This is a genomic window from Kitasatospora sp. NPDC001132 (assembly GCF_053598415.1).
On record NZ_JBSFKF010000004.1, the window covers coordinates 314,580 to 330,077 of the forward strand.

12 protein-coding genes are annotated in these 15,498 nt (G+C 75.6%); 5 read left to right on the forward strand and 7 right to left on the reverse strand.

Going from position 1 to position 15,498, the window contains the following annotated elements; translation table 11 throughout:
* Positions 1 to 35: 35 nt before the first annotated feature.
* The gene (locus tag ACWDBE_RS08295) at positions 36 to 389 is read right to left on the reverse strand and encodes an MGMT family protein (protein ID WP_449790050.1); all 354 of its coding nucleotides are present in this window, start codon (positions 387 to 389) and stop codon (positions 36 to 38) included.
* A 136-nt stretch (positions 390 to 525) separates the two neighbouring features.
* Between ACWDBE_RS08295 and ACWDBE_RS08300 the strand changes: the two genes are divergently transcribed.
* Complete coding sequence (locus ACWDBE_RS08300) at positions 526 to 3,279, forward strand: flippase-like domain-containing protein (protein ID WP_449807532.1); 2,754 nt, start codon at positions 526 to 528, stop codon at positions 3,277 to 3,279.
* Between the two features lie 58 nt (positions 3,280 to 3,337).
* On the opposite strand, the gene moeZ is transcribed toward ACWDBE_RS08300, so the two are convergent.
* The 5 genes from moeZ to ACWDBE_RS08325 all read right to left on the reverse strand — a co-directional run bounded on the left by moeZ (position 3,338) and on the right by ACWDBE_RS08325 (position 10,164).
* A complete protein-coding gene (gene moeZ / locus ACWDBE_RS08305) occupies positions 3,338 to 4,516 on the reverse strand; it encodes an adenylyltransferase/sulfurtransferase MoeZ (RefSeq protein ID WP_449790052.1) in 1,179 nt (392 codons plus the stop codon).
* A gap of 228 nt (positions 4,517 to 4,744) precedes the next feature.
* On the reverse strand, positions 4,745 to 5,734 hold the full coding sequence (locus tag ACWDBE_RS08310; protein ID WP_449807533.1) for an NAD-dependent epimerase/dehydratase family protein: 990 nt from the start codon (positions 5,732 to 5,734) through the stop codon (positions 4,745 to 4,747).
* A gap of 161 nt (positions 5,735 to 5,895) precedes the next feature.
* Entirely contained in the window at positions 5,896 to 6,948 is a 1,053-nt protein-coding gene (locus ACWDBE_RS08315) for a hypothetical protein (protein WP_449790053.1), read from the reverse strand.
* Entirely contained in the window at positions 6,948 to 8,306 is a 1,359-nt protein-coding gene (locus tag ACWDBE_RS08320) for a glycosyltransferase (protein ID WP_449807534.1), read from the reverse strand. Before ACWDBE_RS08320 ends, ACWDBE_RS08315 begins: the two co-directional genes overlap by 1 nt.
* A 955-nt stretch (positions 8,307 to 9,261) precedes the next feature.
* Positions 9,262 to 10,164, reverse strand: a complete 903-nt coding sequence (locus ACWDBE_RS08325) for an alpha/beta fold hydrolase (protein WP_449790055.1) — start codon at positions 10,162 to 10,164, stop codon at positions 9,262 to 9,264.
* Positions 10,165 to 10,386: 222 nt separating this feature from the next.
* Here ACWDBE_RS08325 and ACWDBE_RS08330 point away from each other — a divergent pair, with 222 nt between their 5' ends.
* From ACWDBE_RS08330 to ACWDBE_RS08340, 3 genes are all read left to right on the forward strand, one after another.
* Positions 10,387 to 11,049 carry a TetR/AcrR family transcriptional regulator gene (locus tag ACWDBE_RS08330; RefSeq protein ID WP_449790056.1) on the forward strand — a complete coding sequence of 221 codons (663 nt, stop codon included), beginning with the start codon at positions 10,387 to 10,389 and terminating at the stop codon, positions 11,047 to 11,049.
* A 131-nt stretch (positions 11,050 to 11,180) separates the two neighbouring features.
* Positions 11,181 to 11,408 (forward strand): DUF3107 domain-containing protein, encoded by a 228-nt coding sequence (locus tag ACWDBE_RS08335; protein ID WP_449790057.1) that lies wholly within the window; start codon positions 11,181 to 11,183, stop codon positions 11,406 to 11,408.
* A 141-nt stretch (positions 11,409 to 11,549) separates the two neighbouring features.
* Positions 11,550 to 11,876 carry a hypothetical protein gene (locus ACWDBE_RS08340; protein WP_449807535.1) on the forward strand — a complete coding sequence of 109 codons (327 nt, stop codon included), beginning with the start codon at positions 11,550 to 11,552 and terminating at the stop codon, positions 11,874 to 11,876.
* A gap of 19 nt (positions 11,877 to 11,895) precedes the next feature.
* On the opposite strand, the gene ACWDBE_RS08345 is transcribed toward ACWDBE_RS08340, so the two are convergent.
* Positions 11,896 to 12,624, reverse strand: coding sequence for a ferritin-like fold-containing protein (locus tag ACWDBE_RS08345; protein ID WP_392873491.1), 729 nt, complete (start codon positions 12,622 to 12,624; stop codon positions 11,896 to 11,898).
* Positions 12,625 to 13,310: 686 nt separating this feature from the next.
* Between ACWDBE_RS08345 and ACWDBE_RS08350 the strand changes: the two genes are divergently transcribed.
* A complete protein-coding gene (locus tag ACWDBE_RS08350; RefSeq protein WP_449807536.1) occupies positions 13,311 to 15,392 on the forward strand; it encodes a DEAD/DEAH box helicase in 2,082 nt (693 codons plus the stop codon).
* The last annotated feature ends 106 nt before the right edge of the window (positions 15,393 to 15,498 follow it).

The window sequence follows — 15,498 nt, forward strand, 5'->3', positions numbered from 1 at the left end:
GATCCTGCCCCGTCAATCCGATCCGTGCGGCGGTTTCAGCGACTTTCCCGGCCGTCCCAGCGGGCCCGTTCGAGGTCGACCCGGGGCGGGTCGGCGAGTTCGCGCAGTGGGGTGCCCTCGTCGCCGTAGTGGGCGAGGGCGCGTTGCTCGTGGCCGGGCAGCAGGCGGCCGTCCGCGCGGATGACCCGCCACCAGGGCACGGAGCCGCCGTACAGGGCCATCACCCGGCCGACCTGTCGGGGGCCGCCCTGGCCGAGGTATTCGGCGACATCGCCGTAGGTCATCACCCTGCCGGGTGGAATCCGCTCGGTCAGGTCGAGCACCAGTTCGACGAAGGGTGGCAGGGCATCCGGAAGGCCTTCGTGTGTTGCGTCCGTCACCTGCGGCATCCTTCCTTACGGGGGCGCATCCGCGGCCCCGCAAGGAAGGATGCGCCGCGCCCGATCCGCCCCCTGTCCCGCACGGGACGCCGGGGCATGCCACCATCTTCCGGGGCGGTGAGTGGTGATACGAGGACAAGACCAGATGACCGGGACGGCTGACGTGGGCGTGGACAAGGACTCCGACGAGTCCACCACCGCCGTGCCGCCGCCCGGGAACGAGAACGAGGGCCGGCCCGAACCGGGGCCGACGCCGGAAGTCTCCCTGATCAAGGACCGGACGATCAAGACCCCCGCACCAGCGAAGGCCCCCGGACAGCCCGGCCCGCCCCCGGTCGAGACCACCGCGGCCCCGGAGCCGGCGGCCGCGCGGGGCCCGCAGGCCCCCGCCGCCCCGCCCGAGGACCACGAGGCCCTGGACGACGCCCCGCACCTGGACGTCGACGAGCCGCTGCTCGCCGCCCGCGCGCACCGCCCGTCCGACCTGATCCGATTCCTGGCCGGCGTCCTCGGGATCGTCGCCGTCTTCGTGCTGGCCGGCATCGCCACCTCGACCACCACCGGCATCGAGCAGGACATCGCCTCCAACGCGCCGCACTTCTCCGCGGTGTTCTCCACCATCACCGGCCTGCTCTCCAGCGTCGCGGTGCTCGCCGTGCCGCTGGCCTTCGCCGTCGAGCGGCTGATCAAACGCGACGGCCTGCGGGTCGCCGACGGCGTGCTCGCCTCGGTGCTGGCGTACGGCGTCTCGCTCGGCGTCGACTGGTGGGTGGCCGAGGGCGCCTCCGAGCACATCAGGGACGCGCTGACCCGGCTGCCGATGGACAGCAACGGCACCCTCACCGACCCGGTGCACGGCTACCTCGCCCCGGTGATCGCCTACATGACCGCCGTCGGCATGTCGAGCAGACCGCGCTGGCGGGTCGCCCTGTGGGTGGTGGTCGTCTTCAGCGGCGTCACCGAGCTGCTCGGCGGCTACACCACCCCGATGTCGCTGCTGCTCACCGTGCTGATCGGCTGGTCCGTCGCCTACGGCACGCTGTACGCGATCGGCTCCCCCAACATCCGGCCCACCGGCCAGCACCTGATGATCGGCCTGCGCAAGGTCGGCTTCACCCCGGCCGGCGCCGTGCGCGCCCCCGACGCCCCCGGCGGCACCCGCCGCTACCACGTCACCCAGCAGGCCGGGCCCCAGCTGGACGTCCACATCATCGACCGCGAGCAGCAGGCCTCCGGCTTCTTCTACCGGGCCTGGCGGCGGCTGCGGCTGCGCTCGGTCGCGGTGCGCCGCAGCCCCCAGTCGCTGCGCCAGGCGCTGGAGCAGGAGGCCCTGATCGCGTACGCCGCGGCCGCCTCGGGCGCCCGCGCGCCGCAGCTGGTCGCCACCTCCGAGCTCGGCCCGGACGCCGCGATCCTGGTGTACGAGAACGTCGAGGGCCGCACCCTGGACGAGCTGGCCGACGAGGAGGTCACCGACCGGGTGATGGCCTCGATCTGGCAGTCGGTGGCCGCCCTGCACGAGCGCCGGATCGCCCACCGCCGGCTCACCGGCGAGTCGCTGCTGGTGGTGGACGAGCGGTCCGGCTGCCTGGTCAACCTCTCCGGCGGCGACATCGCCGCCACCGACCTGACGCTGCGGATCGACGTCGCCCAGCTGCTCACCACCTTCGCGCTGCGGATCGGCCCGGAGCGGGCCGTCGCCACCGCCAACGCGGTGCTCGGCGCCGACCGGGTGGCGCAGGCGCTGCCGCTGCTCCAGCCGGTCGGGATGAGCCGCTCCACCCGGGTCGACCTCGCCAAGCTCACCAAGGAGCGCAAGACCGCCGCCCGGGCCAGGGCGCTGGAGCAGGTCGCGGCCGGCGAGCGCACCCAGCAGCAGGCGGAGGAGGACATCGCGGCGGCCGGCGAGGACCTGCTGAGCCGCATCCGCGGCCAGATCCTCCAGATCGCCCCCGAGGCCCCGATGGCCCCGGCCAAGCTGGAACGGCTGAAGCCGAAGACCCTGATCATGGTCATCGCGCTCACCTTCGCCGCCTACCTGGCGCTGACCACCATCAAGCCGGCCCAGCTGAAGCTCTCCCAGATGAACTGGGCCTGGGCCGCGGCCGCGCTGCTCGCCGCCGCCTTCAGCTACGTGGCCGCCTCGATGAGCCTGACCGGCTTCGTCCCCGAGCGGCTGCCGTTCCGGCGCACCGTCGCCGCCCAGCTGGCCGGCTCCTTCGTCAAGCTGGTCGCCCCCGCCGCGATCGGCGGCATCGCGCTCAACACCCGCTACCTGCAGAAGGCCGGCATCCGCTCCGGCCAGGCGGTCGCCTCGGTCGGCGCCTCCCAGCTGGCGGGCCTGGCCGGGCACCTGCTGCTGCTGTTCAGCTTCGGCCTGATCACCGGCAGCCAGACCAACGGGGACCTCTCCGCCTCCCGCGCGGTGATCATCGGCGTGCTGTCCGCCGCCGTGCTCGCCCTGGTGGTGGCCGCCGTCGCGCCGCTGCGCCGGTTCGTGCTGGGCCGGCTGCGCTCGCTGTTCTTCGGCGTGGTGCCGCGGATGCTCGACCTGATGCAGACGCCCAGCAAGCTGGTCACCGGCTTCGGCGGCATCCTGCTGCTGACCCTCTCCTTCACCGCCTGCCTGGACTTCTCGGTGCAGGCCTTCGGCGGGGACGTCAGCTTCTCGGCCGTCGCGGTGGTCTTCCTGACCGCCAACGCGGCCGGCTCGGCGATCCCCACCCCCGGCGGCATCGGCCCGGTCGAGGTCGCCCTGATCGGCGCCCTGACCGTCGCCGACGTCTCCCCCGCGGTCGCCACCCCGGCGGTCTTCCTCTACCGGGCGCTCACCTTCTGGCTGCCGGTGATCCCCGGCTGGATCGCCTACAACGTGCTCCAGCGCAAGAACGCGCTCTGAGCCGCCCCGGAACACGGGAAAGGGCCCGCCGTCCGGCGGGCCCTTCTCCGTTCCGCTCCTAGTAGACCGGCTTGTGCGGCTCGATCTGGTTCACCCAGCCGAGCACGCCGCCGCCCAGGTGCACGGCGTTGCCGAAGCCGGCGGCCTTCACCACGGCCAGCACCTCGGCCGAGCGCACGCCCGACTTGCAGTGCAGCACGATCTTCCGGTCCTGCGGCAGCTTCTCCAGCGCGTCGCCCATCAGGAACTCGTTCTTCGGGATCAGCACCGCGCCGGGGATGTTGACGATCTCGTACTCGCCGGGCTCGCGGACGTCGATGAGGAAGATGTCCTCCTTGTCGTCCTGCCACTGCTTGAGCTGCTGCGAGGTGATGGTCGAGCCGGCGGCGGCGGCCTGCGCCTCCTCCGACACGACGCCGCAGAAGGCCTCGTAGTCGATCAGCTCGGTGACCGTCGGGTTCTCCCCGCAGACGGCGCAGTTCGGGTCCTTGCGGACCTTCACCTGGCGGTAGTTCATCTCCAGGGCGTCGTAGATCATCAGCCGGCCGACCAGCGGCTCACCGATGCCGGCCAGCAGCTTGATCGCCTCGTTGACCTGGATCGAGCCGATGGACGCGCACAGCACGCCCAGCACGCCGCCCTCGGCGCAGGAGGGGACCATGCCCGGCGGCGGGGCCTCCGGGTAGAGGCAGCGGTAGCACGGGCCGTGCTCGGCCCAGAAGACGCTGGCCTGGCCGTCGAAGCGGTAGATCGAGCCCCACACGTACGGCTTGCCGAGCAGCACCGCGGCGTCGTTCACCAGGTAGCGGGTGGCGAAGTTGTCGGTGCCGTCCACGATCAGGTCGTAGCCGGAGAAGATCTCCATGACGTTGGAGTTGTCGAGGCGCTCCTCGTGGAGCACCACGTTCACGTACGGGTTGATCTCCTTGACCGAGTCGCGGGCCGACTCGGCCTTGGAACGGCCGACGTCCGACTGGCCGTGGATCACCTGGCGCTGCAGGTTCGACTCGTCGACCACGTCGAACTCGACGATGCCCAGCGTGCCGACACCGGCGGCGGCCAGGTACAGCAGGGCCGGCGAGCCGAGACCGCCGGCGCCGACGCACAGCACCTTGGCGTTCTTCAGCCGCTTCTGCCCCGCCATGCCCACGTCCGGGATGATCAGGTGGCGGGAGTACCGGCGGACCTCGTCGACGGTGAGCTCGTCGGCCGGCTCGACCAGGGGTGGCAACGACACGGGGACTCCGATGGGTCGTGTTCGGGTGGCCAGGGCCAACCTCGGTGCGGGGTTGTCGCTCCGCCACGCGGGTGGCTGTCTAGGCCAACAGTGTCACGCCCCGACACTATTCCGAGACAGCCCGTCCGATGGGCGAGACGGGCCACGTCGGATCGTGGAACCCGCGACGGGGCCCCGGAAGGCGCCCCGGGCCCGTGGTTGACGGGCTCGGGGCACTGCCCGGCGCGCTCACACCCGACAGGCCGTCTCCAGCCAGACGTCGCCCAGCGACTCCTCCAGCGGCACCTGCGTCCGCCATCCGAGACGGTCCCTGGCGGTGCGCACGTCCGCCTGCCGCCACGGCACCGGCTCGCCCGGCACCGGCCGCCCCTCCGGCCGGTGCCCCTCCGGCCGGTGCCCGGGCAGGTGGTGGCCCGGCGGGTGGTCGCCGCCCGCCCCGACGGCCTGCGCCGGCAGCAGGACCTGCCGGTTCTCCTCGACGATCTGCCCCTCGAAGCCCGAGGCCCGCACCAGCAGCTGGGCCGCGTCCCGGGCCCGGACGGCGTGCCCGCTGCCGATGTTGACCACCCCCGTGGCGGCCGACACCGCGGCCGCCTGGATGGCCCGCGCGACGTCCCGCACGTCCACGAAATCCCGGTATCCGGACAGGTCCGGCATCCGCACCTGGTGCTCGTCCCGCTCCAGCGCCCGCCGCAGGCCCTCGGCCAGCCGCCCGAACAGCGAGGCGGTCGGCGCCCCCGGGCCCACCACGTCGAACACCCGCAGCACCGCCGCGTCCAGCCCGGACGCCAGCACCAGCTCCGTCCCGGCCAGCTTGGACACCCCGTACGGGCCGACCGGCCGCGGCTCGGCCTGCTCGGACACCGGCACCCCGCCGGGCACCGGCCCGTACTCGGCGGCCGAGCCGACGTGCACCAGCCGGGCCGGCTCCCGGCTGCGCCGGATGGCCTCGCAGACGGTCGCGACGGCCAGCGTGTTCGACCGGATCAGGGTGCGCGAGCTGCCGTAGGTGGCGCCCGCACAGTTGATCACCACCTGCGGCGCGACCGCGTCCAGGAACCGGGCCAGCGCGCCCGGGCTCCCGGTGGTCAGGTCGAAGCGGATGTCGGCCGAGTCGCGCCGGCCGAGCACCGTCACCTGCAACTCCTGGTCCATCAGCAGACGATCGGTGACCCGGCGGCCGATGAAGCCGTCGGCGCCCAGCAGCAGCACCCTCATCGGGGGTGTCCTTCCACGAAGCCAGCTCGGGACGACCTGGCGGACTGAGTTCAACGAACGGGACGAAACCGGGGATCACGCGGTGGATCCCGGAGTGGATCGAAGGAACGGGCGGACGGCCCTCGGCGGCCGTGCCCGGCGCAGGCGCTCGCGGACGCCGCTCAGCGGTGCGAGCCGGCCCGGCCGAGCACCGCCCCGGCGTACGCCAGCAGCGCCACCGCGACGGTGCCGCCGCCGAGCAGCCACGCCTCCGGGGCCGGGCGCCCCAGGGCGAGCGGCCCGAGCACCGCGGCGGCCCCGGCCGACGCCCCCGCCGCGGCGGCCGTCGCCCGGCCGCACCGCGCCAGCAGCACTGGCAGCACCAGCAGCAGGCCCAGCACTCCCTGCGCCGCCCACTGGGCGGGGCCGGCCCGCTCGACCGCCAGGTGCAGCAGCCCGCCGCCGTGGCCCGGTCCGGGGCGCGGCGCGACGACGGCCAGCACGGCCAGCGCGGTGAAGCTCAGCACCCCGAGCACCGCCAGGTGCAGGGCCAGCGCGACCGGGAGCACCGGCCGCATCCGGGCCCGGAACCCGGCCAGGGTGCCCGCCGCGCCCAGGTGGCCGCGGCCGACCTGCCGGTACCAGCGGGCCGTCCGCTCGGCCGCCCCGACCGACACCGCCGCCGCCACCGCCAGCGCGACGGCCGACGGGCGGTCCCCGCCCGGCGCGGCCGGCGGGAGCAGCAGCAGCGCGGCCAGGCCCAGCCCGTGGCCCAGCGCCGCCGGACGGAGCCGGGTGCCGCGGCGACCGGGCCCGGCGCCCGGCGGGGCCGGCTCGGCCGGGGGCGGCGCGGTCAGCGCGGGCAGCAGCACCAGAGGGACGGCGACGCACAGCAGCACCGGCCAGCGCGGGCCGAGCGCGGCCGCCCCCGCGCAGGGCGGCGCGGCCAGCGCGGCTGCGGTCAGCGCGGCCCTGGCGGCGGCCCCGCCCGTCCGCGGCGGCTCCACCGGCCCGGGCACCGGCGGGCGGCGGGGCACCCGGGCGTACAGCTCCTCGGCCAGCGAGAACAGGTCGGCGTGCCGGCAGCGGGCGGCGGCGTCCCGGCCGAGCCCGGCCTCCTCCAGCCCGGCGGCGATCTCCAGCGGGTCGACGGCACGCTCGCACAGCTCGCGGTGCTCCGCCATCACCTCGCGCACCGGGTCCGCGCTGCAGCCGAGCAGGGTGGCGCCGGACATCAGACGGCCTCGGCGAGTTCGGCCGACCGCCGCCCGGCCGGCTCCCCCGGGCCGCCGGGGTCCGCGCTCCCGCCCGGCGCGGGGGCCTGCCCGGCGCCGCGCGGGCCGTCGGCCAGCCAGTACTCGGCGGGGCGGGCGAAGGGGCGCGGCACCGGCCCGTCCTCGCCGCCGCCCCCGCCGTCGGGGAAGGCCGGGTACTGCGAGACCAGCTCCAGGTAGATCTCCCGGAAGGCGCCGATCACCGGCTCCACGGCGAAGCGTTCCTGCGCCCGCAGCCGCCCGGCCAGCCCGAGCCGGCCGCGCCGCTCCTCGTCGCGCAGCAGCGCCAGGCAGGCGCCGGCCAGGGCGCGCGGATCGCGGGCGGGCACCAGCAGCCCGGTCGGCCCGACCACCTCACGGGCCACCCCGACGTCCGTGGAGACCACCGCCCGGCCGCTGAGCATCGCGTCCGCCAGCAGCCGGGGGCTGCGCTGGGACCGTCCCGAGAAGACCGCCACCGTGCCCGACTCCCAGACTTCGGCGACCGAGCCGGGCCGGCCGGCGAAGTCCACCGCCGGAGCCGCCCCCAGCCGCTCGGCCAGCGCCGCGCAGTGCGCCCGGTGGCCGGGCGCCGTCTCCTCGCCGTACACCAGCAGCCGGGCGCCGGGCAGCTCGGCGCGGACCCGGGCGAAGGCGTGCAGCGCGAGCTCCGGGTCCCGGCCGGGCTCCAGCGCGCCGGCCCACACCAGGGTCGGCGCCGCGGGCTCGGGCCCGGCGGCCGGGCGGTCCACCGCCGGCGTGCCCTCGTACACCACCCGGGTACGGGCCGGGTCGGCGCCGCAGCGGCGCTGCCACTGCTGGTCGTGGGCACTGCCGGGGGTGAGTATCGCGGCCTGCCGGTACGTCTCCTCGGTGAGCGCCTGGAAGAAGGACAGCAGCAGCGCGCGCACCGGCCACCGGTACGGCGCCTCGCGGTGGCGGAGGTACTGCTCGCGCAGGTGCGGGCCGTGCTCGGTGACCACGAACGGCACCCCGTGCAGGTGCCGGGCCACCAGGGCGGGCAGCGCGGCCGGACCGCCGCCGACCACGTGGCACAGGTCGGCCGCGCCGAGGCCGCCGGGGCCGGTGCCGTACCAGGGCGCCGACAGCGGGCGCAGGCACTGCTCCAACAGGTCTGCGGCGACCAGCACGTCGCACACCGGCGGCCGCCCGGCCGAGGTGTCCGCGCCGGGCAGCCGCCAGGTCCGTTCCAGTAGCCGGCGGGCGTGCGCGGAGGCCAGGAAGGCGGGCAGCGCGCCGTCCTCCCGGGCGAGTGCCGCCAGCCGGTACAGCCCGGGCCCGAAGCCGGCCCGCTCGGCGGGCAGCACCAGGGCCCGCAACAGTTGTTCGTACGCCCCGGCGTACCGGCGTCTGCGCGGCGCGGGGGGGGGGGGGGCCCCGCCCCCCCCCCCCCCCCCCCCCCCCCCCCCCCCCCCCCCCCCCCCGGCCGCGCCCCCCCCCCGCCCCCCGCCGCCCCCCCCCCCGGCGTCCGGGGGTCGGCGCGCCGGGGGCGGGCGGCGCAGACGCCCCGCCGCCCGTCCGCCCGGCCGGCCCCCCCACGGCGCCAGCTCGTACGTGCCGCGCCACACGGGCGACGGCCGCTCCGCGGCGTCCTGGGCCTGCGGACCGGCGAGCAGGTAGCGCTCGAACCCGTGCTCCGGCAGGCCCTCGGCGAGCCGGTCGCACCAGTCCCCGGTACCACGCCGGGAATGCGGACGGGCACCCTCGGTGAGCAGGGCAACGCGCACGGGAGACCTCCGGGGCAGAGCGGATTCGCTGGGCGGGATCACGGACGGATCGACGGATTTCCGGGTGGCCCGGGCGGTGGCCCGGGCCCCCGCAGGGTGGCGGGGACGGGTCGGGCCGGGGAGTCCGGTCGGCCCCGGCCGGCGCCGCGGTGCCTCCGTGCGGCCCGCCGGCGGTCCGGTCGCGGACGCGCCGCGTTCCGTTCCCCCGGGTGCCCGCTCGCTCCGGCGGGTCGGGCCCGACCCGCCGGGACCCCTCGGCCGCGGCCGCCCTCCGGTTCCTCCGGCGGCCGCGGGCCCCCACACCTGTTCGGTCCGACAGCAGAAAGGTAGGACCGGCCCAGGCCGATCCATCGGTCACCTGCCTGCCTGCCACCTGATCGAGTGAACTGACGTGACCTCGACCGGAACCGGGGCGTTACCGGGCGGTATGCGCGGCCGCCCGCGTGGCGCCCGCCCGGGCGCGCGGTCGGACCGCCGCGGCGCGCGCCCGACCCCGGGCGGGTTCCCGGCCCGGGCGGGTTCCCGGCCCCGCGGGCGGGCCCCGGGCTCAGCCCTCGGCGTGGGCGATCAGCTCCCGCACGGCCCGGGCGACCTCCTCGGGGTGCTCCATCATCGCCACGTGCCCGGACTCGGGCAGCACCAGCAGCCGGGCGTCCGCGAACGCCGCGCAGGCGCGGCGGGCCGAGCGGTAGGAGACCAGCTTGTCGCGCAGCCCGTACACCAGCAGCACCGGCGCCGCGACCTGCTCGGCCTGCCGCCACAGCGCCTGGTCGCCGCGCTCGGTGTACGCCGAGACGATGCCGCGGGCCGAGCCGACGAGCGCCTGCATCGCGTGCGGCACCTCCAGCCGGCGCCGGTACTCGGCCACCGCCTCGGCGCGGGTCGCCGGGCTCAGACCGTCCGGGTCGCCGTAGACCAGCCGCAGCAGGTCCTCGGTGGCGGCCTCGGCGTCGCGCCCGCCCGCGGACAGCCGGCGCAGCAGAGCCGGCACCCCGGGCACCGCGAGCAGGCCGGTCGGCCAGGCGGAGCGCTGCGGGGGCAGCTCGGGCAGCGCCGGGGAGACCAGGGTGAGGCTGCGCACCAGGTCCGGTCGCAGGGCCGCGAGCCGGACGGCGACCGCCCCGCCCAGCGAGTTGCCGAACAGGTGGACCGGGCCGCGGCCGGAGGCCTCCAGGTAGCCGATCACCGCGCGGACGTGGCCGGAGACGGTGAGGTTGCCGTCGGTGGGCGGGTGGGAGCGGCCGAAGCCGGGCAGGTCCACGGCCTCGCCGTCGACGTGCCCGGAGAGCCGGTCCATCAGGGCCCCCCAGTTGGCGGCCGAGCCACCGAGGCCGTGCACGAAGAGCCCGGGCTCGCGCCCGTCGGCGGCGCCGTCGGCGGCGGGGCGGTGCACCGCGAGCACCGCGCCGGGGACCTCGACCGTACGTACCTGCTGCTCAGCGCTGCTCATGGTGGACGATGGTAGTGAGCCTCCCCCCGCAGGCACCGGGGCGGTCCGGCCGCCGGACGCCCGCGTCCCACCACTGCCGAGGCCGAGGTCAGCGCCGTATTGTGGGCTCCTGACAACAAGGCCGACCGTCTTTTCACGCCCTCGCCGAACGCGGGCGCGGTTACCGAAAAGTAGAATCGGCCATCTTGCCAGCCGCGAACAGACCCCGAAGTGAGGAGCGCCGTGACGGCCATCCAGGAGGCGCAGGAGCGCCCGCGCGGTGCCCGCCTGCCGCGAAGCGCCCGCCGTGAACAACTGCTCGGTGCCGCCCAGGAGGTGTTCGTCGCGCAGGGCTACCACGCGGCCGCCATGGACGACATCGCCGACCGCGCCGGGGTGAGCAAGCCGGTGCTCTACCAGCACTTCCCCGGAAAGCTGGAGCTGTACCTGGCGCTGCTGGACAAGCACTGCGACGCCCTGGTCGAGTCGACCCGCGAGGCGCTGTCGACGACCAGCGACAACAAGCAGCGGGTGGCCAACACCATGGAGGCGTACTTCAACTACGTCTCCAGCGAGTCCGGTGCCTTCCGGCTGGTCTTCGAGTCGGACCTGACCAACGAGCCGGCCGTGCGCGAGCGGGTCGAGCGGGCCTCCGAGGCGAGCGCGACGCTGGTCAGCAAGGTGATCCAGGAGGACACCGACCTGCCCGAGGCGGAGTCCAAGCTGCTCGCCGCCGGCGTCTGCGGCCTGGCCCAGATCACCGCCCGGTACTGGCTCTCGCAGGGCCTGGAGATCCCGCGCGACGAGGCGGTCCGGCTGGTCGCCAGCCTGTCCTGGCGCGGACTGAAGGGCTTCCCGATGCACGCGGGCGAGCAGCCCGGCGAGGGCACCGCCCACCAGGGCTGATCCGCCGACCTTCGCCGGGCCGGGGATCCGGTGCTCTATGGTGAAGCCGTACGGCACGGTCGCCGCGAACGCTTGTCCCAGGCGGTCCGGTGCCCGTGCGTGGAGGCTGCAACCCCGGAGGGACGGAAGCCGTGGAGGTCAAGATCGGCGTGCAGAACGCGCCGCGCGAGATCGTGATCGAGAGCTCGCAGACTGCCGATGAGGTCCAGAGCGCGGTCGCGAAGGCGCTGGAGGGCTCGGAGAAGATCTTCGCGCTGTCCGACGAGCACGGCCGTCGCGTCATCGTTCCGGCCGAGCGCCTGGCGTACGTGGAGATCGGCGAGCAGGCCGCCCGCAAGGTCGGCTTCGGCACCGTCTGAGACGCCGCCGCACAGGATCGTCCGGTGCCCCGTTCCCACCAGGGAGCGGGGCACCGTCGCGTGTACGGGCAGGTCGGGCGGGGTACGGCGGAGGGAGCGGCACCCTCGCCGTACCGCGCCCGTTCCCCCCGGGAGGCAGCCTTGCTGGTCGAGTCGATCGCCTTCGCCCTCGTCGGCCTGGTCACGGGCGGCGTCGCCCTGCTGGCCCTGCCGGCGTACTTCCGGGCCTCCCGCGCCCTGACGCTGGGCACCGCGCTGGCGGCGGCGCTGGTCGGCGGGGTCGTCGCGCACTTCGGCGTGGACGGGCGCCAGCCCGCGGTGTCCGTCGTGGCCGCGGCGGTGGCCGCGGTCGTGCTCACCTCGCTGCTGGCCCGGCCGGACCTCGCCGACGGGCGCGCCCCGGCGCACCGGCACCACCCGCACCACTCCGGCGCCCACCGCACGTCGCGGCGGCACCGGGCGGCCTGAGCGGGCGGGCCCGTAGCGGCTAGGACGCCAGGCCGAGGGCGGCCATCCGCCGGGTGTGCGCCTCGGTGATCCGGTTGAACATCTTGCCGACCTCGACCAGGTCGAAGCCCTGCACCTGGACGCCGCCGACCAGCAGGTTGGACAGCGCGTCGCGCTCGGCGACCACCCGCTGGGCCTGGCTGAGCGCCTCGCCCATCAGCCGCCGGCCCCACAGGGCGAGCCGGCCGCCGGACCGCGGGTCGGCCTCGATCGCCTGGCGGACCTTGTCGACCGCGAACTGCGCGTGGCCGGTGTCGGACATGACGCTCAGCACCAGGTCGCGGGTGTCGTCGTCCAGCCGGACGGCCACCTCGCGGTAGAAGTCGGTGGCGATGGCGTCGCCGACGTAGGCCTTGACCAGGCCCTCAAGCCAGTCCGAGGGCGCCGTCATCCGGTGGAACAGCTCCAGCGGCTCGACGAAGGGCCGCATCGCCTCCTGCGGGTCGGCGCCGATCTCGGCGAGCCGGTCGTGCAGCCGCTGGTAGTGCTGGAACTCGGCGGAGGCCATCCTGGCCAGCGCCGCCTTGTCGGCGAGGTCGGGCGCCAGCTTGGCGTCCTCGGCGAGCCGCTCGAAGGCGCTCAGCTCGCCGTACGCGAGCGCGCCGAGCAGGTCCAGTACGGCCGCCCGGTAGCCGGGGTCGGCCGAGCACGCGGCCCAGTCCCCGATCGAGCCGGCCGCCGCGTCCTGCGTCTCACCACTGGTGTCCATGACCCGCAACTTTAGTCCCGCCCCGCCGCCCGTGCCCGGGCACGCCTGGTGACCGGCCGTACCGGCCGCTCCGGTGGCAGTTGCCGGGGGCAATGTCAGACGCGTCACGTGTTCGACTCGTCGCCTGACTGTATGGTGGTACGGAGCCCGTCGTGTTCGCATGGTGTCACCGCCGTCTCGGTACCCCGCGCGAACCCTCCGTAGCGGCACCGTCCAGCCGGACGTGTCCGCACCGGTGGCACGGGTACTCACGTACGCGGATGCCCGGTCGGAGAGCCGATCGGCTCCGACCATGGCTTGGACTTCAAGCCTTGGCACCGCATCAGTGGCCGAGCGAGGGCCGCCGAGACCACGCCCCGAGGCGGAGGTCCCGCGCAGGTCCCTCACGGGAATCCTCCCCGACGCCGCCGGCGACGCGCCCCGCACCAGGGCAGCGCGCACCGGCCGGCCGCAGGGACCGGCGCGGTTGTGCGTCCGCGCAGCTGTACCAGGGCCGCCCAGGCCCGTAGGCAGCCGCGCGGCTGCCCGCCCGCCGCTCGCTCTCGGCCCCTCCACACGGAAGAGGCAGCACCCTGTCCACCACCGCTGAACCCATCAAGACGACCTTCCGGGAACTGGGGATCCTCCCGGAGACCGCCGAGGCCCTGGAGGCCGTCGGCATCGTCCACCCCTTCCCCATCCAGGAGATGACCCTCCCGGTCGCGCTGACCGGCCACGACGTCATCGGCCAGGCCAAGACCGGCACCGGCAAGACCCTCGGCTTCGGCCTCCCGCTGATCGAGCGGGTCGTCGTGCGCGCCGACGTGGACGCCGGCCGGGCCGCCGAGGAGCAGCTCACCGACTTCCCGCAGGCGCTGATCGTCGTCCCGACCCGCGAGCTGTGCACCCAGGTCACCAACGACCTGCAGACCGCCGGCAAGGTCCGCAACGTGCGGGTCCTGGCCGTCTACGGCGGCCGGGCGTACGAGCCGCAGGTCGAGGCGCTCACCAAGGGCGTCGACATCGTGGTCGGCACCCCGGGCCGGCTGCTGGACCTCGCCGGGCAGAAGAAGCTGAACCTGTCCAAGGTCCGCGCGCTGGTCCTGGACGAGGCCGACGAGATGCTCGACCTGGGCTTCCTGCCCGACGTCGAGAAGATCATCACCATGCTGCCGGCCAAGCGGCAGACCCTGCTGTTCTCGGCCACCATGCCGGGCCAGGTCATCAGCCTCGCCCGCCGGTACATGAGCCAGCCGACCCACATCCGGGCCACCGCCCCGGACGACACCGGCACCACCGTCGCCAACATCGAGCAGCACATCTTCCGCGCGCACTCGCTCGACAAGGTCGAGATGGTCTCGCGCATCCTGCAGGCCGAGGGCCGCGGGCTGGCGATGATCTTCTGCCGCACCAAGCGCACCGCCGCCGACGTCTCCGACCAGCTGACCCAGCGCGGCTTCGCGGCCGGCGCGGTCCACGGCGACCTCGGCCAGGGCGCCCGCGAGCAGGCCCTGCGGGCCTTCCGCAACGGCAAGGTCGACGTGCTGGTCTGCACCGACGTCGCGGCCCGCGGCATCGACGTCGAGGGCGTCACCCACGTCATCAACTACCAGTGCCCCGAAGACGAGAAGACCTACCTCCACCGGATCGGCCGCACCGGCCGGGCCGGCGCCTCCGGCACCGCCGTCACCCTGGTCGACTGGGACGACATCCCGCGCTGGCAGCTGATCAACAAGGCGCTGGACCTGTCGTTCAACGACCCGGAGGAGACCTACTCCACCTCGCCGCACCTGTACGAGCTGCTGAAGATCGCGCCGGGCACCAAGGGCATCCTGCCGCGCTCGGAGCGGACCCGCGCCGGACTGGGCGCGGAGGAGGTCGAGGACCTCGGGGAGACCGGTGGACGCGGCGGCCGCTCGGGCCGCGGCAACGGTCGCGGTGGGCGCGGCGGCCAGGGCGGCTCCGGCCGTCCGGGCGCCGGTGCCGCTCCGGCCGAGGCCGAGGAGCAGAAGCCGCGCCGCACCCGTGAGCGCCGTCGCACCCGTCGGGGCTCGGTGGTCGGCGCCGAGGGCGAGGCAGCTGCGGCCGTGACCGAGACCCCCGGGGCGGCTCCGGCCGTCGAGGGCGCCGAGGGCGAGGCCGCGCCGCGCCGTCGCCGCCGCCGCTCGCGCGGTGGTGCCTCCTCGGCCGCGGTCGAGGCCGCGGTGGCGGTCGAGGCGACTCCGGTCGCCGAGGCCGTCGTGGCCGAGGCCGTGGCGGTCGTCGAGGCCGCCGCCGAGGCGGTCGCCGAGGCTCCGGCCCCGGCGAAGAAGGCGACCCGCACCCGGACCCGCAAGCCGAAGGCGGAGGCCGTCGTGGCCGAGGCCGAGGCGGTCGTCGAGGCCGCCGCCGTCGTCGAGGCCACCCAGGCCACCGCCGAGGCCGCCGAGGCCCCGGCCCCCGCCAAGAAGGCGACCCGCACCCGGACCCGCAAGCCCAAGGCGGAGGCCGTCATGGCCGAGGCCGAGGCGGTCGTCGAGGCCGCCGCCGAGGCCCCGGCCCCGGCCAAGAAGGCCACCCGCACCCGCAAGCCGAAGGCCGAGGCCGCGGCGGAGGCCGTCGAGGCGGCTCCGGCCGCCGAGGCTCCTGCCCCGGCCAAGAAGGCCACCCGGGCCCGCAAGCCGAAGGCCGTCGCCGAGACCGCCCCGGAGGCCCCGGCCGCCGAGACCGCCGCCGAGGCCCCGGCCCCGCGCAAGCGCACCCGGACCCGCAAGGCCGCCGCGCCCGTGGAGGCCACCCCGGAGAGCTGACACCTCCGCGCCTCCCCCGAGGGGGCGCGCCAGGCCACCCGGCCGGCGCGCCCCCTCGGGCGTTCCACGCCCTAAGCTCGGGGCGTCGGGGAGTCGCCCGAAGGAC